Below are 23,473 nucleotides of genomic sequence, written 5' to 3' on the forward strand. Positions count from 1 at the left end.
TTTATCGTTTAATTCTTTAGTGCTTTTGCTATTTGCACTGCTTCTTGTTGCCAGGCATTAGCCAAAACATGAACCAATTCATCATAACCATCTTTTTGTAGCGGCATCTCAATATCAAAAGGACGACGAATAATTTGGGTCCCATGTTGCAATATCCAATAACCACTAACCACAGCATAACCGTCATAACGACCGTGGAATCCGTTTACCGTTACGCGCAACACATCCACATCGCTACTTCCACCAATAGGTTGTGCAGACACAACCCAACCGTTGAGTTGGGCGTTTAAATTATCGGTTAATGCTTGTTTTAATTGCTGCTCCAGGCTACTACCCCAAAGATTGTTATTGGCTATGGTGTATTTCACATTGCTGGTTTGATAAGCAATACCGGTTCCACTAAGAAAATCTGCCACCGTAACATTTTCAATCCACAACTGCTTGCCAGAGTTAACCGCAATAGCAGCCGAACTGGTTTTAGCCGCACTCACCGGTGGCAGTTGATAATAGGATACCTGCGACTGGCTGCTACAGGCGCTCAATAACAGCGCAAGAGTTGCAATAGTCCATTTCATCATTGGTTATTGGCCTTTTTTGGCGTAGGGTCATTAGCACTTGGTGCTTCAAATACCAGTGCGTTACTCTTCTGATTCAGTTTTTGCAATATTGGCTGCAATTCACGCATAACCTGATCCAAACGCTGCATATCCGCAACCATAGTGCTATATGCCGTTGAGCCCGGCTGAAGCCCTTTCAGGCTACGATTCAACTCGGTGAGAGTTTTCTGCATATCTTTAGGCAGGCTATTAACCTCTTTGCTGGACAATATCGCATTCAGATTATTCATCATGGTACGCGTTTCTTTTAAGGTATTGGTCATCTCTGCCAGCATTGGTTCAACTGGCATGTTATTAACTTTATCCAATACCGTCATTAGACGTTTTTGAATTTCAGCCAATCCACCTGACATGGTTGGAATCAATGGATGTCCGTACACCTCTTTTGGCCCTTTCCACGGTTTTGCGTCTTTATGGAAATCGAGATCAACAAACAGCGCACCTGTTAACAGGTTGCCTGATTTCAATGATGCTCTCAGACCATTAGCATCTACTGATGCCAACAGATGTGCCTTCATATCAAAATCTTTGCCAAATCGATTTTGAATTCGATCGGGTTCAATACGAATCAGGACTGGCACATAGTAATTATTATTTGTCATCTTCAATTCAGGCATATAGAACGGTACCTCTGAAACAGTACCAACCCTGATCCCCCTGAATTCAACCGGCGCCCCTGGTTGCAAGCCACGAATAGAATCTTCAAAATAGAGTAAGAAATCTTCATGTCGGGTATACAACGACTCCTGAATACTCTTCTGATCGGAATAAAGCTCAAACTCGTCATTATCTTTAACAGGATCGCCCTGAGCCCAACCGTTTGGTAAGTCGAAACTAATGCCTCCGGCTACCAAGGTATCCAGCGAGGCCATTTCAACCCGAACCCCTTGTGATGACATATCAAACGCAATACCGCTGTCTTGCCAGAAGCGAACGTTACTGGTCACTAATCCACGATAAGCATCCATAATAAACAGGCTATAACGCATTACCCGTTCTTTTGGATCGAATTCACTGCTCTCTACAGTACCTACGCGAAAACCACGAAACAGTACCGGATCGCCAGCATTCAGGCGGCTTGGCTGTTTACTCTCCAGTGAAACACGCAATCCTTTTGTATCAGCCGAAGCTAAAGGCGCATTCTCCTCCAGAGTAAATTTATCCTGTTCCTGTTTATCATGTCCCGGAAGTAGCTCAATATAAGCCCCGGAAAGCAGAGTGTTTAAACCCGATACCCCTTCCCGGCCAATTTGGGGTTTTACCACCCAAAAGACTGTACCTTTATTGAGCAGTTTAACCATTCCATCATGCAAACGAGCGGTGACAACGACTTGCTTCAAATCGTCGCTTAAAGACACGCTCTCTACGATACCGATCCCAACGTTACGGCTCTTAATAGCTGTTTTGCCTGCTTCAATACCTTCAGCATTAGTGGTGATCAGAGTAACAACCGGCCCCTGAGTACTAAAATGGTAAAAAAGGATCCAGGCACCAATAAGCACTGTCACGATAGGAATAATCCACACGGGTGACCAGCGCTTTATTTTTTCAATTTTTGCTACGTCCTGATGACTATCCTGCACGCTCAGGCTCCTTATTGGTTAATCATTTTTTTACGATCCCACAAAAGACGGGGATCAAACATCATAGCCGCAATCATGGTTAGAATAACCACCATAGCAAACAGTACTGCACCAACATCAGGATAGATGCTCATCAATCGCCCCATTCGAACCAAGGCAGACAAAACCCCTATCACAAATACGTCTATCATCGACCATCGACCAACAAACTCGACCACTTCGTACAGATAATGCATCTTCTCACGGTCTAGCTTATTGCCTAATTTTCCGGCTCCGGAGGCGTCATAACACAGCCAGCCGATAGCCATTATCTTTAAAGTAGGAACCATAATGCTGGCAATAAATATCACCAACGAAACAGGATAAGAACCATCTTCCCAGAGGATAATAACACCAGAAATAATATTGGATGCCATTGGGTTCCCTAAGACTTCAGTCACCATGATGGGCAATATATTGGCGGGTATATAAAGCATAATGGATGTCACCAATAGTGCGAGAGTCCACTGCAAACTATTGCGACGTCTGGCATAACCAACGGTATGGCAACGCGGGCATTGATGTTCATCTATAGGTAAAATAGCCATACAGCATGAACAGGACCTTAGCCCTTGTTCCATACCGGATAGACCAACCTGAGGTGTATGAGGTAGTTCCGGCGCCGGCTGAATAGTTTGCCATAGCCAGTAACGATCCAGACACTGAAATGCGCGTACCTGAAGTAAACAAAACAGGCAATAAGGTACGAAACTGGGACCAATGCCAATATCACCATAAGCCATTAGTTTTACGAAACTTACCAGCACCCCAACCAGAAAGATTTCCACCATACACCAAACTTTGGCGAGATAGATAATCCGTCCCATAATCACTTTCAAGCGATAAGGTAGCCTGACTTTCAGGCACAGCAAAATGATGGCAACCATACAAAATGCCGGAATAAGCTGAATAAAAATAATGAATAACGTTGCCAGACTGGCGTAATCGTCACTCATCATTGCTTCAGGTATCTCCATCAACTTTATCTGATTGTAGATACCTGAAACTTGCATATTGATGAATGGGAACAGGTTGGCAAACACCAACATGATAAGTGCACTGATAGCACAACTGACCGGTTGTAAAACAGGCTCCACCCACAGAGCACTTAAAGTGGTATGGCAGCGTGGGCAAACTGCTTTATCTCCCTGTTTAATATCAGGAAGCTTGACCATCCAGTCACATTGTGGGCATAACACCAGCTTATCGTTAGATTCTTCTACCGTTACCGCATCGCCATGGGTCTGTTTGATATTTACCCGTGGCAGTGATGCATGGGAACAACCCGCATCAGTACACATTGCTACCACCTTTTATCATTCAGAGAGAACACCCATTAGCACACTCAGTATAATCCATTACGTTGAAACACATCTTCAATCAAGGTTGAAAAATGCCATATTTACTATCATTCTGAATAATACATTTATCATATTATTTATTTTATCGGTTAATAAAGTTTATCAAAAAATTGATTTAATATTATCAACCGCCTGTTTTTACAGCATTTAACACAGGTTTTGTCTTTTGGATTATCCGTTTTTCTGAGATTCCAGTTCTTCCCAACGTAGGAATGCCTGTTCAAACTCTTGTTCTTTCGTTGCTAGATCCATCAATACTTTTTGCGTGACTTCATGAGGTTGGTTAAAGAATGAAGCATCACTAACTTTAGCCTGAAACTCAGCGACTTCTGCCTCCAACTGCTCTATTTTGGCGGGTAATCCCTCCAGTTCACGCTGTTGGTTGTAGCTTAGTTTATTGTTAGTGCGTTTCTTTTCTTCCGCTTTTTGTGCTACAGGTTTAGATTCTGGAGCAGAAACAGGAGTTCGCAACTCTTTGGCATTGGCCTGTTGATGATGAGCATCGAAATAACCACCAACATATTGTTTAATGACTCCCTGCCCTTCAAAAATCCAGCAGTCTGTTACCGAGTTATCAACAAATTGTCTATCGTGGCTTACCAACAATACGGTACCGCTATAGTCATTTAATAACTCTTCCAGCAGTTCCAGGGTTTCGATATCCAGGTCGTTGGTTGGTTCATCGAGAATCAATAGGTTGCTGGGTTTCAAAAATAACCGCGCCAGTAACAGGCGATTGCGCTCCCCACCAGACAACGCCCGCACCGGTGTCATGGCGCGCTTAGGATGAAATAGAAAATCCTGCAAATAACCCAGCACGTGACGGGAACGCCCATTAACCATCACTTCCTGTTTACCATCCGCCAGATTATCAATAACGGTTTTATCTGGATCCAATTCGGCCCGATGCTGATCGAAATAGGCGACTTCCAGCTTTGTCCCACAACGTACCTTACCGCTGTCTGGCTGTAGCTGTTGTAGCATCAGCTTCAACAAGGTGGTTTTACCACAGCCATTTGGGCCAATCAGTGCGATCTTATCGCCACGCTGAACCTGAACTGAAAAATCTTTTACCAGCGTTTTTCCTGCCACGCTGTAACTAACATTCTCCAGTTCAAAAATAATTTTTCCGGAACGCAGCGACTCTTCCACCTGCATTTTCGCTGTACCCATGGTATTACGGCGAGCAGCATGTTCATTGCGCATCGCTTTCAATGCACGAACACGTCCTTCATTACGGGTACGACGCGCTTTGATCCCTTGGCGGATCCAAACCTCTTCCTGAGCCAGCCGGCGATCAAACTCCGCGTTTTGTAGCTCTTCAACCCGCAATGCCTCTTCTTTTCCTTCCAGATAAAGATCGTAATTACCGGGCCAGGACACCAGCTTACCGCGATCTAAATCAACAATACGGGTTGCCATACTGCGAATAAATGAACGGTCATGAGAGATAAAGACAATGCTGCCATCAAACTCTTTCAAAAACTCTTCCAGCCAGGAGATAGTTTCAATATCCAGATGGTTCGTTGGCTCATCAAGCAACAATACATCAGGGGAAGATACCAAAGCGCGAGCAAGTGCGGCTTTACGCAACCAACCACCAGATAAGGATGACAACGGTGCATCGGCTACCAACTCCAGCTTCGCCAACACCGCGCGAATATGGCTATCAATCAGCCAGCTTCCCTGATGTTCCAGCATCTCTTGTAAACTGGCTAATCTCTTCAGGTTTTGTTCGCTGGGATCGCTACCCACCAGTTGAGACAGGTGGTGATACTCTTTTAACTGTTCAGCCTGCTTCTCAACACCTTCGGCCACAAAATCAAAAACGCTTCCTTCCACGTTACGAGGTGGGTCCTGTTGCAGGCGAGCAACGACGATATCCTGCTCAAATACCAGTTGTCCATCGTCCAGCGGCACTTCGCGGTTCAGAATTTTTAATAACGTAGATTTACCTGCACCGTTACGCCCAACCAGACAAACGCGTTCACCGGGTTCAATATGCAGTTCAGTATTATCCAATAATGGCGCATCGCTGAATGACAGCCATGCACCTGACATATTAATTAAAGACATCTGTTACTTTTCCTCACCGGCATGAGACACCAGCCAGCAATTATGAATTTGTCGGTTACGGGCAAAATCGGCAGACAACGTTTTTTCGGAAATTTCTTGCGCACTGAGTTTCAGTTTAGCTAAGCCATCCATATCCATCTTAAAGCCACGTTTATTGTTGGAGAACATGATGGTGCCACCAGGGCGCAGCATTCTTTTCAAATCCGCCATTAAAGCCAGATGGTCACGTTGCACATCAAAACTGTTTTCCATCCGTTTAGAGTTGGAGAACGTTGGTGGATCGATAAAGATCACATCGAACTGTTCATTCGTTTCATGCATCCAACCCAGACAATCCGCCTGAATCAACCGATGTTGTCGGCCAACCAAATCATTAGCCCGCAGATTACGTTCCGCCCATTCCAGATAGGTACGCGACATATCAACCGTAGTGGTGGTACGCGCACCGCCGATTCCGGCATGTACACTGGCTGAACCGGTATAGGCAAACAGATTAAGGAAATCTTTACCACGGCTCATCTGCCCCAACATTCGGCGCGCAATGCGATGGTCGAGGAACAGGCCAGTATCCAGATAGTCAGTCAGGTTAACCCACAACTTAGCGCCAAACTCATTGACCAGGAAGAAATCGCCCTTCTGTGCCAGTTTTTCATACTGACTTTTGCCTTTCTGTCTTTCGCGGACTTTTAAAATCAATGCGCTGGCAGGTAATTCCAGAACCGCCAATGTGGCATTGATAGCATCAAACAGGCGTTGACGTGCTTTTTGTGGATCAACTGTTTTTGGCGGTGCGTATTCCTGTAAAACATATTTACTGCCGTAACGATCGAGCGCCAGGTTATACTCAGGCAAATCGGCATCATAAAGACGATAGCACTCAATACCTTCCTGTTTTGCCCATTTCTCCAGCTTTTTCACATTTTTTCGCAGCCGGTTGGCAAAATCTGCCGCTATCTGTACCGATTGCTCAGCATTTCTCTCACCGTCAATCCCTGTGGAATGATCGCCCTGAGACAAGCTTCTTTCACTATTTTCAGCCAGAGAGTAATTTTTCTGTACGCAGTCCAGCGGACCATTCTTCGCTTTAAACTGGCGCCCTGCCCGCAGTTGCAGGCAGCTTAACAGTTCTGGTGATGCGCTGAATAAAGAGAGGTTCCAGCCGCCAAAGTCGCGCTTCATTATCTGGCCCAGCGCACTGTGTAAGGCAATCAGTGCGGGTTCACTATCCAAACGTTCGCCATAGGGAGGGTTACTGAGTACCGTTCCCTTTTGATCTGCCGGTAATGGATTGGTTAAACGAGTTAACTCCTGAGTTTCAAACTGAATCAGGCTGGCAACACCCGCGCGACGAGCATTGTTTTTAGCAATCTCAATGACACGACGATCGTGATCATAACCATAGAAACGTGATTGGATTTTATTGATGCCACGGCTGGCTCTAACCTGTGCTTCAGCCAGCAATTCACGCCATAGCTCTGCATTATGCCCAAGCCATTGATTAAAACCCCAATAGTCACGACGCAGGCCCGGAGCGATATCAGCCGCCACCATAGCGGCTTCAATTAACAAAGTACCGGAGCCGCACATTGGATCAACCATTGGTGTTTCTGGCTGCCAGCCAGAACGCATCACAATTGCCGCCGCCAGGTTTTCTTTTAACGGGGCCTGACCTGCCATATCGCGATATCCACGTTGATGTAAACCATCACCGCTTAAGTCAATGGCAACATTGGCACGATCTTTTTGCAAATAGACGTTGATACGAATATCAGGCTGAACTTTTGCCACATCCGGGCGCTGTTGAACTTTACGTGTAAAGCTGTCAACAATGGCATCTTTCACTTTCAAAGCGCCATACTGGCTATTGCGAATCTCTTCGTTGGTGCCGGTGAAATTAACGGCAAAGGTTTTATCAACCCCAAACAGAGAAGGCCAGTTAATGGCATTAACGCCAAGATACAGATCCATATCGCTGTATACGCGGAATTCGCTTAACGGCAACAGAATGCGTGAAGCTAACCGGCTCCATAGCAAACTGGTATACATCAGGCGTTCGTCACCTTCAAAATGCACACCGCCCTGCACCACTTTACAGGCACTTGCCCCCAGCGCTTCCAGCTCAGTTTTTAATAATTCTTCCAGCCCACGCGCCGTACTGGCAAACAGAGAGATCATAAGGTTACACCGCATAATAAAAATAGTGGTGCATTATAGCCAATCCATGCGCTTTGTCATAAAGTTACCCTCTATTAATTAGTGAAATCTCGAATCACCGCCGTTCAGTGTCGATACTCCTCAGGTTACATATTAATTTATGCTGCCATATCATATCGTTAGCTTCTGGCGTCTGTGAGCTTCACCTGCTATCAATGGAGTTGTTACGTGGTTACTCTTTCTCGTTTATATGTTCATCCGGTTAAATCAATGAGGGGTCTGGAGCTTTCTCATGCTCAGGTTGGTGAAAGTGGTTTGGCATTTGACCGTATTTTTATGGTGACCGACCCGAATGGAACATTTATTACCGCCCGACAGTATCCACAGTTAGTTCGCTTTATTCCTGCATTACTGATTAACGGTGTATCGATTACTGCGCCCGATGGGCAAAGTAAAATGGTCGGTTTTAGTGATTTTTCTCAAACCCTTTCTCCAACCGAAGTTTGGGGAAACCATTTTACGGCTCATATTGCTCCTGACAGCATCAATCAATGGTTAAGCAGTTATTTAAATAAGGAAGTACAGCTTCGCTGGGTGGGTCCGGAACTTACTCGTCGGGTAAAGAACCGTCCTGAAGTGCCCCTCTCTTTTGCCGATGGTTTCCCATACTTGCTAATCAATGAGACTTCATTTCAGGTACTACAGTCGCGCTGCCTGGGCAGTATTGTGATTGAGCAATTCCGCCCTAATCTGATTATTCGCGATGCCGCACCATTTGCGGAAGATAGCTGGCAAACCATTCGTATTGGTGAAGTTATTTTTGATTTAGTTAAACCCTGCAGTCGCTGTGTTTTAACCACCGTAAATACTGAAAATGGTCGTAAACATCCTCAGGGTGAACCTTTACGCACCCTTCAACAGTTCAGAACTGCAGAAAATGGCGACGTGGATTTTGGTCAGAATATGATTGCCCGAAATCATGGCGTTATTCGTTTAGGTGATTCGATTGAAGTACTGGCGACCCATCCTGCCAGAGTCTATAAATCCAAAGACCCTGTGGAAGTGCTTGAGCCTGAGCAAGTGGAACCAAAAGATGTGGTGATCAGCTATGGTGAGCACACCTTTATTGGTAATAATCAGCAGGTATTACTGGAACAACTGGAGCAAAACGGTATTCAAATTCCCTACTCTTGTCGGGCGGGTATATGTGGGTGTTGTAGAATCAAACTGGAAACGGGAGAGGTAAGTGCCATGCGAAAAGGCGCAATAAAAAGAGATGGCTCGGTCCTTGCCTGTAGTTGCATACCAAAAGGCAATATCAAACTAGCTTAATGAGTTAAGCTAGTTTGGTTATACTGCTTGTGCGAGCAGATAGTCCGGGGAAGAATCCTGGCTGATGATACTTACGGCACTCATTCTGTCGTGCATCACTTTAATTGCATCACCCAGTTGCAGAGCTTTACCAGAGAGCGCCAGATAAGGCTGAGCCACCAGACACAGGCTGGCGTTCTCTCCAGCATCAACCACCAGCAATAACACCGTCTCACCGCTATCAATCAGGGTAACGGCAACTATCTCGTTATTCTGAGGCTGTAATTCCACTCTCTGCTGAACGAAATACCAACTCTTCGGCATCAATGGCTTTAAAAAACGATAAGCCGTCAGCGCATTTAAATTTAATTCCGCACGCTGGTCATTAGTTAAAGGTAAGCAACGGCAGCGTTCTTCTAATTCAAAAAATAGCGCGGCATCATCAACACAAAATGCGGATTCGGTAAACGCATCAGGCGTCAACATTTTGGCCGGGAACCGAGAGCGGAAAATCATATCATTAGATAAATCTAACATTAACCGATCGTGTTCATCGTCAAAATACCAGCGCCAGTTATCATCTGGCTTAATCCTCATTACACTTTCCTTAAACTATGAAGCTTATTTAATTCAATCTTTATCCCAGATAACGTCCAATATTATCTAATTAACTGGATAAAGATTCTGATAATTATGACTAACAATATAAACGCAATCACAAACGCTTAAAATATAGAACAACCGGGAGAAAAAATAAACCCCCGGTGATCAATTAATAAGAAATAAGATTAAATATGTGTGAGAATTTCTTTCACCAGTCCCGGACCTTTATAAATAAAGCCGGAATATATTTGGATTAATGAAGACCCTGCTTCCAGTTTCTCTCTGGCAGAGGTTAATGAGTCTATTCCACCGACGCCAATAATAGGCAGTTTCCCTTTAAGTTCTGTGGATAAACGACGAATGATCTCAGTGCTACGAAGCTGTAAAGGTCGACCACTTAATCCGCCAGATTGATCGCTATTAATTAATCCATCAACTAATTTCCGATCTAATGTGGTATTGGTTGCAATTACACCATCGATATTGTGCCGAATTAAACTATCAGCTACCTGGATCAATTCTTCTTCAGAAAGATCCGGGGCGATCTTTACGGCAATGGGAACATATTTAGCATGACGCTTTTCTAATTCAAGTTGCTTATTCTTAATTGCCGCTAATAGATCATCCAACGCCTCACTATATTGTAATGTTCTTAATCCTGGCGTATTTGGAGAAGATATATTTACCGCAATATAACCGGCATATGGATATACTTTATCCATACAAATCAAATAGTCATCTTTACCCTGCTCTACCGGCGTAACTTTATTTTTACCAATATTTACACCGATAATTCCGTCAAAGCGTGTCTTCTTAATATTCTCTACCAGATTATCAACGCCGAGATTATTAAACCCCATTCGGTTGATCAACCCTTCTGCCGATACGATCCGATATAACCTTGGCTTTTCATTTCCTGACTGTGGCTTTGGCGTAACAGTACCGACTTCAATAGACCCAAATCCCATTGCTCCAAAAGCATCAATACATTCACCGTCTTTATCCAAACCGGCGGCTAAGCCCAATGGATTTTTAAAATTAAGTCCCATGCAGTTAACGGGTTTATTGGGAACAGACTGGCGAATAAGACACTGTAATGGCGTACCATTAATACGGTGAAGTAAGCGAAAGGTAAACTCATGTGCCTGCTCTGGATCGAGCTGAAACAGTGCTTTTCTGATGAAAGGGTAAAACATACTTCTCCTTAAAAACCTGCCCAAAATGACAACTCACGCAGCCCGATGGGATTGGTTTTTAGTCCGGGCTATCGACCGGAGACATATTATTCAGCATTGGCGTGCTAAAAGAAATGATCAATTACAGGAAATCGAGCATTTATGCGTAAAGCATGTATAAAAAAGCCGACATCATCGCCGGCCTTTCAGGTCAAAGGGAATTATTCACCATTTAGCGTTTTACTGATCTTCTCAAATAGATCGCCGGAGAGATTATCCAGTTTTGTCAATTTCTCCAACGCATTACGCATTAATACCTGACGTTTCCGATCGTAACGACCAAGGCGTATTAATGGCTCAATCAGACGTGAAGCAACCTGTGGGTTTTTCTGATTCAGTTCAGTCAGAATTTCAGTTAAAAATGCATATCCACTCCCATCTTTAGCATGGAATGCAGAGGGATTGGTAGAGGCAAAAGCGCCAATTAATGAACGGATCCGGTTTGGATTATTCATACTAAAAGAACGATGATTTAATAATGCTTTAATATTGTTAAGCACCGCATTATCAGGACTGCTGGCCTGCAATATAAACCATTTATCCATCACCAAACCATCCTGATGCCAACGCTCATCAAATATCTGCATCAATTTATCGCGACACGGTAATTGTGCGGCAACGGCAGCGGATAATGCCGCTAATGCGTCGGTCATATTATTAGCCTGATGATACTGCTGGCCAATAAGATTATTAGCAAACTCAGTTTCGGTAAATGCTAAATAGCCGAGGCAAGTATTACTTAATGCTCGCTTGGCAATATCACTGTGTTCAATACGATATTCATCAGTTCTGTTAGCTAAATAAACCGCCAGCCACTCATCCTGCATCTCTTGAGCAAAACAGTTAACTAATTCACCTCTGACCTGATGAATAGCGTCAGGATCGATAATATCAAAAAGTTCTGACATCTCATTTTCTGACGGCAGGCTTAATATCAGCGCTGCCAGTGCCGGATCTAATTGGTCGCTTAATAAAATAGCGCGGAAAGCATCAATCACATGCAAAGGTAATTCAAACGCCTCACCTTTCTGTAATCGGGTGACATTCTCTTTGATATATTTTGCCAACAGCATTTGTGCTGCATCCCAACGGGAAAAATCATTGGTGGAATGCTGCATTAAAAATGCCAGTTGCTTATCGGTATAAGGGTAATCCAATTTAACCGGCGCAGAAAACTCTCTTAATAAAGAGATTATCGGTTGCTGTGGTACGCGCTCAAACACCAGCGTTTGTTCGGCCTGAGTAATATTCAGCACTGAATTTACCGGTTTCCCTGCGGAATATAGTGGGATAACTTCGCCACTATCGGTATACAGCTCAATACTCAATGGAATATGTAACGGTAGTTTTTCCGCCTGATCCTGAGTTGGTGGCGTAAATTGACTAACGGTCAAAGTATATTGCTGTTTTGCACTATCGTAGCTGTCGCGCACCGTTAACTGTGGCGTTCCTGACTGGCTATACCAGCGACGGAATAGCGTTAAGTCAATACCGGATGCATCTTCCATCGCCTGAACAAAATCATCACAGGTGGCTGCACTGCCATCATGACGTTGGAAATAGAGCTTCATTCCCGCCTGAAATTTCTCTTCTCCCAGTAAAGTATGCATCATACGGATCACTTCCGAGCCTTTTTCATACACCGTCAGAGTATAGAAGTTATTCATCTCAATAACTTTATCAGGACGAATTGGATGCGCCATTGGGCTGGCATCTTCAGCAAACTGCGCTCCACGCATAACGCGTACTGAGTCAATACGATTTACTGCACGAGAGCCCAAATCGGAACTGAACTCCTGATCGCGGAAAACCGTTAGCCCCTCTTTCAGGCTAAGCTGGAACCAGTCCCGGCAGGTAACCCGATTTCCCGTCCAGTTATGGAAGTACTCGTGACCGATTACCGATTCAATATTCAAATAATCTTTATCGGTGGCTGTTTCAGCCTTAGCTAACACATATTTGGAGTTAAATACGTTTAGTCCTTTATTTTCCATCGCGCCCATATTGAAGAAATCAACGGCAACGATCATATAAATATCTAAGTCATACTCCAGACCAAAACGTTGCTCATCCCACTTCATGGAATTTTTTAGTGAAGTCATTGCCCAGTCGGCGCGATCGATATTTCCACGATCGACAAACAATTCCAACGCCACACTTCTGCCTGAACAGGTAATAAATGTATCTCTTAATACGTCAAAGTCACCGGCCACCAGCGCAAACAGGTAACAAGGTTTAGGGAAAGGGTCCTGCCATTGCACCCAATGACGACCATCATCCAAATCTCCCTGCGCAATGCGATTACCGTTCGACAATAAATAAGGGTAAGTCTGTTTATCCGCCACAATGCGCGTGGTAAAACGAGCCAAAACATCCGGACGGTCGAGATAATAGGTAATATGGCGGAAACCTTCAGCTTCGCACTGAGTACACAAAGCCTCACCAGAAAGGTATAGCCCTTCCAGAGCACTGTTAGCGGCAGGATGAATTTCATTAATAATCTTCAGTGTGAAGTTGTCTGGCAGTTGTTCTAATACCAGTTTACCTTCCTGCTGTTGGTAGTGAGTCCAGGGAGTATCATTCACACTGATGGAAATTAATGTCAGATTTTCACCGTCTAATACTAATGGCGCCTCTTTCTCACCCTGACGTTGAACCTGACTGATTGCCGTTACCTGAGTGGTTTCTGGTGCTAAATCAAAGGATAAATCAATATCGGTGATAGTGAAGTCAGGCTTGCGGTAATCCTGACGGTACTTAGCTTGTGGTTTCTGAGTCATAAAAAACCTATATAAGAAAAACGATGTTGTTCAATTAATTTATCATTTGAGTCTATGCTTCTTAACAATCAGATGCAAAACTCCAACCGGTTAAACACGAAAAATAATCATTTTCTTCACGGAAGTTATTCAGTATTGTGCCTGACTGAATAGAAAGTCAGAGTGGAAACCGCACATTTTCTGGGTTTATTAACCTGATATTAAAGGTATACTCTCTGGATATTTCAGTGCGTCACCTAATGAGAAAACAGTAACCGCAACATGAAACAACAGGCAACCCCCATCCTTACGTCATTATTAGATACCGATGCTTATAAGCTGCATATGCAGCAGGCCGTTTTCCATCGTTATCGTAATACCACTGTGGTCGCAGAGTTTCGCTGTCGCAGCGAAGATCTTCTGGGTGAATATGCAGATGAAATCCGCCAGCAGATATCATTAATGCGTGATTTGGCATTAACTGAAGATGAGTATCAATATCTGACCTCACTGCCCTTTTTTCAGCAGGATTATCTCGATTGGTTAAAAACCTTCCGCTTTAATCCGGCTCAGGTGCAAGTAAGCAACGAGAAAGGTCGACTAAAAGTTCGTATTACCGGACTGTGGTATGAAACTATTCTGTGGGAAGTTCCCCTGTTAGCGGTAATTAGCGAAACCATACATCGTCACAGAACGCCCGATGTAGGTAGCGAACAGGCTATTTCACATTTAAAAGAGAAATTAGCCCGCTTCCGTCAGGATTATGCTGATGTCGATCTGTCGCAATTCAGAATCTCTGATTTTGGTACTCGCCGTCGTTATAGCAAAGCGGTTCAGCGGGATATTGTTCATCTGTTGCAACAAGAATTTTCTCCTTATATGGCAGGAACCAGTAATTACGATCTGGCTCGTCGCCTGAATCTTTCACCAATAGGTACTCAGGCCCATGAGTGGTTTCAGGCTTTTCAACAGATAAGCCCGGTTCTGGCCAACAGCCAACGTGCTGCTTTACAGGGTTGGCTGGATGAGTATCCTGATCTGTTGGGAATCGCACTGACGGACTGTATTACCATGGATGCCTTCTTACGTGATTTCGGCATTCAGTTTGCCAGCCAGTATGAAGGGCTACGACATGACTCTGGCGATCCGTTTGAATGGGGCGAAAAAGCCATTGCTCACTATCAGAATTTAGGAATCGACCCATTAACTAAAATGTTAGTGTTTTCTGATAACCTCGATCTGGATAAAGCTCTGGCGTTGTACAAACGGTTTCATACCCGGATTAAATTGGTCTTCGGTATTGGAACTCGTCTCACCTGCGACATTCCCAATGTCAGTCCACTGAATATCGTGATAAAACTGATTCAATGTAATGGTAAGCCTGTAGCGAAACTGTCGGACAGCCCGGGGAAAACCATCTGTCAGGATAAAGCGTTTGTCAAAGCATTACATAAAGCCTTCAATTTACCGCTGGTGAAACGAGGCAATTAATTCACTACATAAATGTAGTAAATGAAAAGAAAAGCCGCCCTTCTATTGTAAAAAGGCGGCTTTTTTTAGTACCTTTATCAATTACCCCGGCATTCAATAGGCCATCTCGCTAAAAGTACCTCTACTTTTAAGCGAATACCCGATGTTGTATGACGGTGATTGCTGTTTTCTGGATGTCAGTTAACATGCAGCAAGTAATTACAGAGTCAGGTTGCGATGAATACAAAGCGGCCTGGAATAAAATTCAGATAATTTAACATCATAAGAGAGAAATTTATGAGCGTAGTGCCTGTAGTCGACGTACTGCAAGGCCGTGCCGCGGTTGACAGCGAAGTCACCGTACGCGGTTGGGTACGTACCCGGCGTGATTCTAAAGCCGGTATATCCTTTCTGACCGTTTATGACGGTTCGTGCTTTAATCCATTACAGGCTGTCATCAATAATTCTCTGCCTAATTATCAGGATGAAGTATTACGCCTGACTACCGGTTGTTCAGTGATTGTTACAGGTAAAGTCACTGCATCTCCGGGTGACGGCCAATCTTTTGAACTGCAGGCTACTGGAGTTCAGGTAACCGGCTGGATTGACGATCCGGATACTTATCCAATGGCGGCTAAACGCCATACTATTGAATATTTGCGTGAAGTTGCTCACCTGCGCCCGCGTACCAATATTATTGGTGCCGTAGCTCGTGTCAGACACACCCTTGCGCAGGCAATTCACCGTTTCTTTGATGAGCAGGGTTATTTTTGGGTATCCACCCCTATTATTACTGCTGCTGATACGGAAGGTGCCGGTGAGATGTTCCGTGTTTCCACTCTGGATCTGGAAAACCTGCCGCGCAACGATAAAGGAGCGGTTGATTTCAGCCAGGACTTCTTCGGCAGTGAGTCATTCCTGACGGTATCAGGCCAGTTAAACGGTGAGACTTATGCCTGTGCGTTGTCCAAAATCTATACCTTTGGTCCAACGTTCCGTGCAGAAAACTCTAACACCAGTCGTCATCTGGCTGAATTCTGGATGGTTGAGCCAGAGGTTGCTTTTGCTAACCTGAACGATATTGCTGCACTGGCAGAAAGTATGCTGAAGTATGTTTTCAAAGCGGTTTTAGAAGAGCGCGCTGATGATATGGCCTTCTTTGCAGAACGCGTAGACAGTGAAGCGATTTCTCGCCTGGAAAAATTTGTAACCTCTGACTTTGCTCAGGTTGACTATACCGATGCGATCGAAATTCTGATTAATAGCGGTCAGAGCTTCGAAAATCCGGTAAGTTGGGGTATTGACCTCTCTTCTGAACATGAACGCTATTTAGCAGAGAAGCACTTTAAAGCACCAGTGGTAGTTAAAAACTATCCAAAAGATATTAAAGCCTTCTATATGCGTATGAATGAAGACGGTAAAACTGTTGCAGCAATGGACGTTCTGGCCCCTGGCATCGGCGAAATCATCGGTGGTTCTCAACGTGAAGAACGTTTAGAGCAGTTTGATCGTCGTCTGGCGGAATTGGGCATGAATAAAGAAGATTACAGTTGGTATCGTGACCTGCGTCGCTACGGTACAGTGCCACATGCCGGCTTTGGTTTAGGCTTCGAACGTTTAATTGCTTATGTGACCGGAGTACAAAACGTACGTGATGTAATTCCGTTCCCAAGAACCCCAAGAAACGTCTCTTTCTAAACCTACAGAAATTGTCTAAATTTCACTCAAAAATCAAAAGGCCAGTAATTTTGGCCTTTTGATTTTTAAAAATTAGATGCTTATCACAAAGTTCAATTGCATTCACAATTCGAAATACCTATTTTCCGCTTGTAACTTCTTTAGGATATTAGTAGCATTTAAAGGCTAGATTAACTGCCTTGCGAATGAAAAACTGCGGGTGGCTTAAAAAATGGCATCAACGTTTACCAACTATAAAAGTTGGAAGCAGTGGCAGATGTCAGACAACTCCAATGAGGGAAGTTAATAAAATGATGAAACGTAAAATTTTAGCAGTGATCGTACCAGCTCTGTTAGTTGCTGGTGCAGCAAACGCAGCGGAAGTGTATAACAAAGATGGTAACAAGTTAGACATTACCGGCAAGATTCAGGGTTCTCACTATTTCTCTGACGACAAAGGCAACGACGGCGACAAAACTTACGCTCGTTTCGGTCTGCGTGGTGAAACCCAAGTTAGCGATCAAGTAGTTGGTTATGGTTACTACCAAACCGAGCTGAACGCTAGCAAGCAAGAAAACAACGGTGGCAACACTCAAAAAACTCGTCTGGCATATGCTGGTATTAAAGCTGGTGATGCAGGTTCTTTCGACTACGGTCGTAACTACGGCGTTCTGTATGACATCGGCGGCTGGACTGACGTTCTGCCAGAATTCGGTGGCGACAGCTATCAGCAAACTGACGTATTCATGACTCAGCGTGCTGGTAACCTGGCTACTTACCGTAACAAGAACTTCTTCGGTATGGTTGATGGTCTGAACTTCGCTGTTCAGTATCAAGGCCGTAACGATTCTGGCGACCGTAACGGTTCTGACCGTAACGGCGACGGCTGGGGTCTGTCTTCTGTATATAACTTAGGTAATGGTCTGTCTTTAGGTGCTGCTTACGCTTCATCTGACCGTACCGATCTGCAAACCGGTGACCTACGTGGCGACCGCGCTAACGCAGCTACCGGTGGTATCAAATACGATGCGAACAACATCTATTTAGCCGCTATGTACAGCCAGACTTACAACATGACTCGTTTTGGTACCAGCAATAACTACGTTGCTAACAAAGCGCAAAACATTGAAGTTGTAGCTCAGTACCAGTTCGATTTCGGTTTACAGCCATCTTTAGCTTACGTTCAGTCTAAAGGTAAGGACTTGGATTATGTTGGTTACGGTAGTAGCCAGGACTTAGTGAAATATGTTGATGTTGGTGCTACTTACTACTTCAACAAAAACATCTCTACTAAAGTTGACTACAAAATCAACTTAATTGATGACAGCAAGTTCACTGATGCCGCTGGTATCTCTACTGATGATATCGTAGCTGTTGGTATCGTTTACCAGTTCTAATTCATCTTATTTGATGGTATGCAAAAGGCACTCTTCGGAGTGCCTTTTTAATGTGCGAGATAAACTAAGATAAACTAAGATAAACTCTTTGGCTAACCAGATGGTGTTGATTATTAGATTTTTCAATATATCCATCAGCTTTATAGTTTTAATTACTTTTTCATTCTAAACCATTGTCAAACTCAATAAATTAGCGTTACTCTGGCTATACTTCTGCTTTTCTCAATTAATCTGATTCATGGAAGCCATCAACTATGTTTGAACATATTAAAGCTGCGCCCGCTGACCCGATATTAGGATTGGGAGAGCTGTATAACGCTGAAACCCGCCCAAGCAAAATTAATCTTGGTATTGGGGTATATAAAGATGAAACGGGCCAGACTCCGGTTCTTGAATGCGTAAAAAAAGCAGAGCAATATCTGCTGGAAAATGAAAAAACCAAAAATTACCTTGGTATTGCAGGCATTCCGGCATTTGCCACCTGCACTCAGGAGTTATTATTTGGTGCCGGTAGCTCAATTATTAGCGAGAAACGTGCCCGTACGGCACAAGCCCCTGGTGGTACTGGTGCATTACGTATTGCCGCGGATTTTATTGCTTCCAACACGGATGTGAAGCGCGTTTGGATCAGTAACCCAACCTGGCCAAACCATAAAAATATTTTTCAGGCAGCAGGATTAGAAACGCCTGAATACACCTACTATAACGCCGAAGAGCATGCATTAGATTTCGACGGTATGTTAACCAGTTTAGCGCAAGCTCAGGCTGGCGATGTGGTGTTGTTCCATGGCTGTTGTCATAACCCTACCGGGATAGATCCTACCGCTGAACAATGGCAGAAGCTGGCTGAACTTTCCGCTGAACGCGGTTGGTTACCTTTGTTTGACTTCGCCTATCAGGGTTTTGCTAATGGCCTTGAAGAAGATGCTCAGGGCTTACGCCTGTTTGCCGCAACTCATTCAGAATTGATTGTTGCCAGCTCTTTCTCTAAGAACTTTGGCCTGTATAACGAGCGTGTAGGTGCTTTTACTCTGGTTGCAGCAGATAGCGAAACCGCAGAACGTTCATTCAGTCAGGTGAAGTCAGTTATTCGTGCTAACTATTCCAACCCTCCTGCTCACGGTGCTTCTATTGTTGCCACCATTTTGAGTAACCCTACCCTACGAGCTACCTGGGAACAAGAATTGACGGATATGCGCCAGCGTATTCACCGCATGCGTCAGCTGTTTGTTAATACGCTACAGGAAAAAGGCGCTCAGCAGGACTTTAGCTTCATTATTCAACAGAATGGTATGTTCTCCTTCAGCGGCCTGACTCAAGAGCAGGTGCTGCGTTTGAGAAGCGATTATGCCATCTATGCGGTTAACTCTGGCCGAATTAACGTGGCTGGAATGACGCTGGATAATATGGCTCCGCTGTGTGAGGCGATTGTCGCGGTGCTGTAAGTTTGAAGAGTGGTTTTATTCTGTTGATGGGCCAGTTAATGAAATAACTGGCCCATTATTTTTACTACTGTTCCAAAAAATCAGCCGTTACTGTGTCTGCCCCTACTATTTAGGATGAGATTGAATATGTCATTTAGCAACAGAGTATCTGTCAAACCCCTTACATACATCTTTTTACTCACCTATTTTTATATAAATTAATCTATATATTAGCCACAGGTTAATATTCAGCAGTAATCTCATTACATCCGATCGGCCACAAACGGATTAGTCATTCTCTCTTCACCAAAAGTAGACATTGGTCCATGACCCGGAATAAATTGAACGTCATTGCCCAGCGGCCAAAGTTTATTCCGAATTGATGAGATTAATGCCTGATAATCACCCCGTGGGAAATCGGTTCTGCCAATACCACCGGCGAACAACACGTCACCCACTGAAGCTAATCGGGTTGATTCAGAGAAGAAAATAACATGGCCTGGAGTATGGCCCGGAGTATGACGAACCAGTAACTCCACATTACCAAATTTGACGGTATCACCTTCGTCTAACCAACGATCCGGTACGAACGGTGTACTGTGTTCTAAACCAAAACGGGCGCTTTGCTCTAGCAGCGTTTCCAGTAAAAAGGCATCGTCTTTATGAGGACCAACAATTGGCACGCTGTAACGTCGCGCCATCTTGCTGGCAGCACCTACGTGATCTAAATGACCATGAGTCAATAATACTTTAACCAGCTTTAAGCCTAACTCTTCAATGGTCTTACTTAATATCGCCGGCTCACCGCCAGGATCAACAATCACAGCCAGTTTAGTTTCTTCACACCACAATAATGTGCAATTTTGCTGGAAAGGTGTGACTGGAATAATTTTGTATTTCAAAGAAGCTCTCCCTCATAGCTAATATGATTGTTATTTTAAGCAATAAATCATATTACCATTTCTTTCTGATTTGTTTAGCTCTCTATATAAAATAAGGCGTCTGATTAGACGCCTTATTCAATTCATGCTGGGAACAACCTTAATTACCAGTCTCTAACGGGTCCGGTATCAACATGTACAAAATTACTGGATGGGTAATAACCTACCCCACCGGATTTCATCTGTAATGCCGCATCTCTTAAGCTTCTCAGCGATACGCCATCAATACGGATATCAGCCGCCTGACCTAATGTATGATAGCTGTGTTTTGCTACTCCACGTTTCTGACTACGCATACTATTATTGGAATCAACGCTACGATAGCCACAAATAAGTTCAATTTGCTTATTACCAAACTGCTTTTGTAAATAATAAAGCTTATCGTAAAGCTGTGGATCAATAGTGGTAATTTGATCGTTACGTCGATCGCGGAAAATATGATTTAAGCGAGAGAGCTCTGTCTTGTCATAACTCTTACCATTAAAGTAAGTAGACTTAATTGTTTCATTGGTATTGATATTTTTAACCAACAAAGTACGGGTACGTAATGCACTCTTACTTTTCTTTGTCGTTGAGGTACTGGAAGCAGCAAATGCCGCATCAGGAATAAGTGCCAGACCTAATGCTGCGCCGCTAATGGCCAGCCATTTACGACGGTGATGATCAATTTTATCCATAATTCTATTTATACTCAGTAAAACAGGTTACAAAATAATTTCGTTACTCAATAGCCACTGACATGAATTGATTTATGCCATATTGCTTCACTACCTGCGTAGTAAGCAAAAGTGCGAAGAAAAACAAACGAATACTATATTAAGTCTCTATGTAGCATAACTTTTAATGCTTCACAGTCCAGACTTTGACTGTTTCTACGGGTGCTTAAATGTAAGCACCCGTGAACAGATAATGTTATGACAACAAAAATGAAAGGATTACTGCATTAGCGCAATAATTTTTCTACCTGAGGTAACTCTTTAATGCCTTCTTGTGCCGCGCTGTCATATCCATAAATATCAGTACGGAATTCAGGCGTTCCACTATTTGACACCCAAGAGGTCATATAATAGAGCTGCACAGGGATCTCTTCACGAATATTGGTATAGGTTGTGCTGCCGCGTTTCAATGTGTTTTGGATTTTATTATCATCCCAACCCACTTCATTTAACAAAATATTCGCCAGTTCAGAGGCTTTATTAACCCGAATACAGCCTGAGCTTAATGCCCGCATATTTTTGTCAAACAAACGATGATTAGGCGTGTCGTGTAAATAAATCGCATCATCATTCGGCATATTAAACTTGAAGCGGCCTAACGCATTACCACGACCTGGAGCTTGCTGTAAGCGGTAATTTCCACCCGCCGACCAGTCAATGGTACTTGGATCAACTACGGTCGCGCCTTTGCCCCAACCGGAATAAACGGTATAACCACCGCGCTTCAGGTATTCAGCATCACGTTTAGCTTTAGGAACCAAATCTTCACGAATTAATTTAACCGGAACGTTCCATGGCGGGTTAACGACCACGTTGTTTAACGCACTGCTCATTAACGGCGTTTTACGTTTTACGGAACCAACAATAACCCGTGACTCCAGAATCAATTCGCTATTCACGTAATAAGCCAGTGAATAATCAGGAATATTAACGAAGATACCGTGTTCCATTGAATTTGGTAATAAACGTAAACGCTGGATATTCAGCGCTAAAATAGCTGCGCGAGTTTGCGGGGCCATATTTAACGCTTCACGAGTGGTATTACCGATGACACCGTCTGTTTCCATACCATACATTTGTTGGAAACGTTTTACGCCATCCACCAGCTCACCACTGTATACCAGCGATACCTTTTTCTTAGGTGCGGAAGTCTCTCCCTCTGCGGTTGCATTGTGAGAAGTTGCCTCACCATCACCCTTAATAAGACCACTACGCGTCAGAATATCGCGCAATACAGGAACATCTTTATGGCTGTTGCCCGGGCGCAGACTTTGTTTGGCAAGTGTCATTTGTGGCCACGGTTGAACATCTTCAACTAATGGCTTTAATGAATCATGCATTTTGCTATAGAAGGTATTTTGTGGGGCTAAACTCTGAATAAACTTATCTGCATTGCCATTCTTTACTGCCTGTTGCCATTGGACGATCATTTCGGCCGAAGGCGCGGCTATTTTGTAAGAGCCTTTGTTATATAACCAACGATTGCCGTTAGTTTTAACACCTTCAACAAAATGCATATAGCCCAGCAGAGCGTCAGACAGTACGGCGTCTCTGGCAATACCCGTAATCTCTGGTTGAGTGAGTAATTTTGCCCACTGACCAAACTGAGGTTGTATTCCCGCCAGTGCCATTTCGGCTAGTTGCTGCTCAAACAGTTTCTGAACTTTCTCGTCTTCCCACAGGGATTTCATTTCTGAAGTGGTATAAACCGAGCTTAACTCAGGCATGAACTTTAATGTTACCCCTGCAGGTAATGCCGCCAGTAATGCATCACGCGTTTGGGCAACAACAACCGGGTCTTGCACCGGCAATTCAACAGCTGTCGTTTCTGCTGTTGCTGCCTGCTCACCTTCGGTTGTTACGGGCGCTTCGGCAGAAATAGCCGCTGGAGCCTGATTGTTCAGGTCTTCATCAGCTGCACATCCACCCAATGGGAATGCCATCAACGCCGTTAATGTACATTTTACTGCTAAATTTTTAATAATTTTTCGCTTTACCAACAACATCCTTTGTCCCCTGCTTTTACCAACATATTATTGACCATCGCCACTATGCCCCATTTGAACGTTAAAATGGCTTGATAAACATGCGTTCTAATTAAAACATTTCT

The 23,473-nt window shown here is 43.9% G+C and carries 16 protein-coding genes; 5 read left to right on the forward strand and 11 right to left on the reverse strand.

The features are described 5' to 3' along the window. Positions 1-8: 8 nt before the first annotated feature. The 5 genes from pqiC to rlmKL form a co-directional block, all read right to left on the reverse strand. Positions 9-578, reverse strand: coding sequence for a membrane integrity-associated transporter subunit PqiC (pqiC, locus tag EKN56_RS04915; RefSeq protein WP_130590785.1), 570 nt, complete (start codon positions 576-578; stop codon positions 9-11). Beyond that, complete coding sequence (gene pqiB, locus EKN56_RS04920; RefSeq protein ID WP_130590786.1) at positions 575-2,200, reverse strand: intermembrane transport protein PqiB; 1,626 nt, start codon at positions 2,198-2,200, stop codon at positions 575-577. The genes pqiC and pqiB overlap by 4 nt, the downstream gene beginning before the upstream one ends. Positions 2,201-2,211: 11 nt before the next feature. Further along, a complete protein-coding gene (gene pqiA / locus EKN56_RS04925) occupies positions 2,212-3,414 on the reverse strand; it encodes a membrane integrity-associated transporter subunit PqiA (RefSeq protein WP_246020053.1) in 1,203 nt (400 codons plus the stop codon). Between the two features lie 357 nt (positions 3,415-3,771). Beyond that, a complete protein-coding gene (locus EKN56_RS04930; protein WP_130590788.1) occupies positions 3,772-5,676 on the reverse strand; it encodes an ABC transporter ATP-binding protein in 1,905 nt (634 codons plus the stop codon). A 3-nt stretch (positions 5,677-5,679) separates the two neighbouring features. Beyond that, positions 5,680-7,851: a bifunctional 23S rRNA (guanine(2069)-N(7))-methyltransferase RlmK/23S rRNA (guanine(2445)-N(2))-methyltransferase RlmL gene (gene rlmKL, locus EKN56_RS04935; RefSeq protein WP_130590789.1), complete on the reverse strand. Its 2,172-nt coding sequence runs from the start codon at positions 7,849-7,851 to the stop codon at positions 5,680-5,682. A gap of 207 nt (positions 7,852-8,058) precedes the next feature. On the opposite strand from rlmKL, the gene EKN56_RS04940 reads away from it, so the two are divergent. Continuing rightward, positions 8,059-9,162, forward strand: a complete 1,104-nt coding sequence (locus EKN56_RS04940) for a YcbX family protein (RefSeq protein ID WP_130590790.1) — start codon at positions 8,059-8,061, stop codon at positions 9,160-9,162. An 18-nt stretch (positions 9,163-9,180) separates the two neighbouring features. Here EKN56_RS04940 and EKN56_RS04945 read toward each other — a convergent pair whose 3' ends face one another. The 3 genes from EKN56_RS04945 to pepN all read right to left on the reverse strand — a co-directional run bounded on the left by EKN56_RS04945 (position 9,181) and on the right by pepN (position 13,759). Then, positions 9,181-9,738 (reverse strand): cell division protein ZapC, encoded by a 558-nt coding sequence (locus EKN56_RS04945; protein ID WP_130590791.1) that lies wholly within the window; start codon positions 9,736-9,738, stop codon positions 9,181-9,183. Positions 9,739-9,929: 191 nt separating this feature from the next. Then, on the reverse strand, positions 9,930-10,940 hold the full coding sequence (gene pyrD / locus EKN56_RS04950) for a quinone-dependent dihydroorotate dehydrogenase (RefSeq protein WP_130590792.1): 1,011 nt from the start codon (positions 10,938-10,940) through the stop codon (positions 9,930-9,932). 200 nt (positions 10,941-11,140) lie between these two features. After that, the gene (gene pepN / locus EKN56_RS04955; protein ID WP_130590793.1) at positions 11,141-13,759 is read right to left on the reverse strand and encodes an aminopeptidase N; all 2,619 of its coding nucleotides are present in this window, start codon (positions 13,757-13,759) and stop codon (positions 11,141-11,143) included. A 261-nt stretch (positions 13,760-14,020) separates the two neighbouring features. Here pepN and pncB point away from each other — a divergent pair, with 261 nt between their 5' ends. The 4 genes from pncB (at position 14,021) to EKN56_RS04975 (ending at position 19,727) form a co-directional block, all read left to right on the forward strand. After that, positions 14,021-15,229, forward strand: coding sequence for a nicotinate phosphoribosyltransferase (pncB, locus tag EKN56_RS04960; protein WP_130590794.1), 1,209 nt, complete (start codon positions 14,021-14,023; stop codon positions 15,227-15,229). A gap of 276 nt (positions 15,230-15,505) precedes the next feature. Continuing rightward, complete coding sequence (asnS, locus tag EKN56_RS04965) at positions 15,506-16,906, forward strand: asparagine--tRNA ligase (protein ID WP_130590795.1); 1,401 nt, start codon at positions 15,506-15,508, stop codon at positions 16,904-16,906. Positions 16,907-17,199: 293 nt separating this feature from the next. After that, a complete protein-coding gene (ompC, locus tag EKN56_RS04970) occupies positions 17,200-18,282 on the forward strand; it encodes a porin OmpC (protein WP_130593602.1) in 1,083 nt (360 codons plus the stop codon). Between the two features lie 254 nt (positions 18,283-18,536). Next, positions 18,537-19,727: an amino acid aminotransferase gene (locus EKN56_RS04975; RefSeq protein WP_130590796.1), complete on the forward strand. Its 1,191-nt coding sequence runs from the start codon at positions 18,537-18,539 to the stop codon at positions 19,725-19,727. Between the two features lie 242 nt (positions 19,728-19,969). Here the strand turns inward: EKN56_RS04975 and EKN56_RS04980 are convergent, their stop codons facing one another. From EKN56_RS04980 to ldtD, 3 genes are all read right to left on the reverse strand, one after another. Continuing rightward, positions 19,970-20,608 (reverse strand): MBL fold metallo-hydrolase, encoded by a 639-nt coding sequence (locus tag EKN56_RS04980; RefSeq protein ID WP_130590797.1) that lies wholly within the window; start codon positions 20,606-20,608, stop codon positions 19,970-19,972. 143 nt (positions 20,609-20,751) lie between these two features. Next, positions 20,752-21,324 (reverse strand): YcbK family protein, encoded by a 573-nt coding sequence (locus EKN56_RS04985; RefSeq protein ID WP_130590798.1) that lies wholly within the window; start codon positions 21,322-21,324, stop codon positions 20,752-20,754. Positions 21,325-21,590: 266 nt separating this feature from the next. Then, the gene (gene ldtD / locus EKN56_RS04990) at positions 21,591-23,369 is read right to left on the reverse strand and encodes a L,D-transpeptidase (RefSeq protein WP_130590799.1); all 1,779 of its coding nucleotides are present in this window, start codon (positions 23,367-23,369) and stop codon (positions 21,591-21,593) included. Positions 23,370-23,473 lie beyond the last annotated feature (104 nt).

Source organism: Limnobaculum zhutongyuii, assembly GCF_004295645.1.
Classification (GTDB): domain Bacteria; phylum Pseudomonadota; class Gammaproteobacteria; order Enterobacterales; family Enterobacteriaceae; genus Limnobaculum; species Limnobaculum zhutongyuii.

What these genes read in the sequence shown, in the direction of transcription:
- rlmKL (WP_130590789.1), bottom strand. Translation starts at nt 7,851, where the DNA reads ATGATCTCTCTGTTTGCCAGTACGGCGCGTGGGCTGGAAGAATTATTA.
- pncB (WP_130590794.1), top strand. Translation starts at nt 14,021, where the DNA reads ATGAAACAACAGGCAACCCCCATCCTTACGTCATTATTAGATACCGAT.
- pyrD (WP_130590792.1), bottom strand. Translation starts at nt 10,940, where the DNA reads ATGTTTTACCCTTTCATCAGAAAAGCACTGTTTCAGCTCGATCCAGAG.
- asnS (WP_130590795.1), top strand. Translation starts at nt 15,506, where the DNA reads ATGAGCGTAGTGCCTGTAGTCGACGTACTGCAAGGCCGTGCCGCGGTT.
- EKN56_RS04985 (WP_130590798.1), bottom strand. Translation starts at nt 21,324, where the DNA reads ATGGATAAAATTGATCATCACCGTCGTAAATGGCTGGCCATTAGCGGC.
- ldtD (WP_130590799.1), bottom strand. Translation starts at nt 23,369, where the DNA reads ATGTTGTTGGTAAAGCGAAAAATTATTAAAAATTTAGCAGTAAAATGT.
- pqiA (WP_246020053.1), bottom strand. Translation starts at nt 3,414, where the DNA reads ATGGTCAAGCTTCCTGATATTAAACAGGGAGATAAAGCAGTTTGCCCA.
- EKN56_RS04930 (WP_130590788.1), bottom strand. Translation starts at nt 5,676, where the DNA reads ATGTCTTTAATTAATATGTCAGGTGCATGGCTGTCATTCAGCGATGCG.
- ompC (WP_130593602.1), top strand. Translation starts at nt 17,200, where the DNA reads ATGAAACGTAAAATTTTAGCAGTGATCGTACCAGCTCTGTTAGTTGCT.
- pqiC (WP_130590785.1), bottom strand. Translation starts at nt 578, where the DNA reads ATGATGAAATGGACTATTGCAACTCTTGCGCTGTTATTGAGCGCCTGT.
- EKN56_RS04975 (WP_130590796.1), top strand. Translation starts at nt 18,537, where the DNA reads ATGTTTGAACATATTAAAGCTGCGCCCGCTGACCCGATATTAGGATTG.
- pepN (WP_130590793.1), bottom strand. Translation starts at nt 13,759, where the DNA reads ATGACTCAGAAACCACAAGCTAAGTACCGTCAGGATTACCGCAAGCCT.
- EKN56_RS04945 (WP_130590791.1), bottom strand. Translation starts at nt 9,738, where the DNA reads ATGAGGATTAAGCCAGATGATAACTGGCGCTGGTATTTTGACGATGAA.